At 35.5% G+C, this 1,684-nt stretch carries 2 protein-coding genes; both read left to right on the top strand.

The genetic code is table 11. The features are described from left to right. On the top strand, positions 1 to 648 hold a 648-nt coding region (locus WKV44_10565; GenBank protein ID MEM5948978.1), incomplete at its 5' end, for a hypothetical protein. A gap of 33 nt (positions 649 to 681) precedes the next feature. Then, the gene (locus WKV44_10560) at positions 682 to 1,134 is read left to right on the top strand and encodes a hypothetical protein (protein ID MEM5948977.1); all 453 of its coding nucleotides are present in this window, start codon (positions 682 to 684) and stop codon (positions 1,132 to 1,134) included. Positions 1,135 to 1,684: the final 550 nt, after the last annotated feature.

Below are 1,684 nucleotides of genomic sequence, written 5' to 3'. Positions count from 1 at the left end.
GGGAGGGCTCCAAGGAACCTATCAAATGAACAACGTTCTGAATACATGATTTCTGTTATGAATCTAGTTTCAAGTATTTCAAATATTCCTTCAAACTATGATTGTACAGATTTGACGTTATACATATATAATAAAGCAATGTATGCAGCAATTGGGGTAAATGACTCATATAAAAATTTGTGGCATGGTAATAGTACATTAGGTGATGCGGGTTTGTCTTTAACATATATTCAAGCTAGAGATATGAATCCAGAGTATCAAATGAGAAATATTATGTTTTATTCTGGTGATGGACAGGCAATGTCCCGAAATCCGTCAACTTTTGATAAGAACTTCTATTCTTCAAATGTTGAAGTTGGTACAGTTGCTATTTTAAAACCAGCCGAGGGTGCCTCTGGTTTTACTGGACATACATACACTGTTGTTGGTTTTATGCAAGGATCGTTTGGAATAAGAACTGGAATATGGGTAATGTCCGGGGGGCAAGATCACCCGCCACAGATTTGGTTGATTACACCGACTGCTGTATATTATTCACCTGATGGTATAACTAGTGATTTGGATAATTTGATTTATAAGGGAGACGATGGCTTGAATATGTATTCTGATTGTGAATTTATTGGATGGGGCGAAATACAGCCACAATAAAAGTTGATAAAGAAAATCCACCAAGGAGGTTTTATGCGAGTCTTTAGAAGATTTGTAAATATATTTACGTTTATATTATTATTTTCTGCTTGTGGAAATAATGAATCATTAAATATACATAATCATTCAAATGTAAATGAAGTTATTTCATTTCTTGAAAGTAACATAACAAGATATGAAGGTTTGAATTCATTGAAGGGTATATCTTCAATGAAACTAACTGACGATCAAATGAAATATTATCGAGAAAGGATAAAGTATCTGGTTTCATTATTGAGAAATGATCAATTGGGGATTATGCGTTATAAAGAGATTGAGAAAAACTATTATAACAAATTTAATTTGGTCAATAAAAATTATTTTTATTGGTCAAGAGCAATACTGGATGAAGAGGTGGTAAATGATTTGTTATGTAAGTTTGGTGAAAATTGTATTGAGACTAAAATATTTTATGAATTTATGAAAGATCGGACTTTGAATAATTAAATAAATTAGGTGGGATATGAAGAGAGAAGTTACCGCCTATAAGAAGAGATCATGAAGCAGGCTCCACATTACTCAAGTGTCTAAAAATAGTTTTATACTTGGAGTAAAGAGTGTCAACAAGTACCGGTTTAAATACCAAGATATTTGAATCAATATGAGTGTTAGCTAATAGTTCTTTAGGGCTGCCACCTTTGTATGAATTATTTCGATAGTGTAAAATCAAGTTCGCAATTTGGTAGTTGAAAAGTAACTGCCAAACAAAGTGCTCCTACCTTTACCCCCTATGAGCCGAAGGCAGGAGGGGCTGTGCCCTGCTTGGGTGCTGTGCTTTATAGGGCGCAGTCCCGACGTTCGGTATAAGGTTTTTGGGGATTTGAAGCAAGGCGGGGGAAATTTTTGTTGTTGATTTAGAGGAAGCAGGGGAGGCAGGCCATAGTAAAGAGAAGGGGATTTGAGATATGTGTACGAGGAAGAGTGGATAGAGAGTAAGGACAGTCTTAATCTGTACAGTACGCCGTACAGGTTTACGGGCAAGGAGCTTGATGAGGAG

Source organism: Spirochaetia bacterium 38H-sp (genome assembly GCA_039023545.1).
In the GTDB taxonomy this organism is placed as follows: Bacteria; Spirochaetota; Spirochaetia; order Winmispirales; family Winmispiraceae; genus Rarispira; species Rarispira pelagica.
This window is presented reverse-complemented; position numbering and strand designations above follow the sequence as displayed.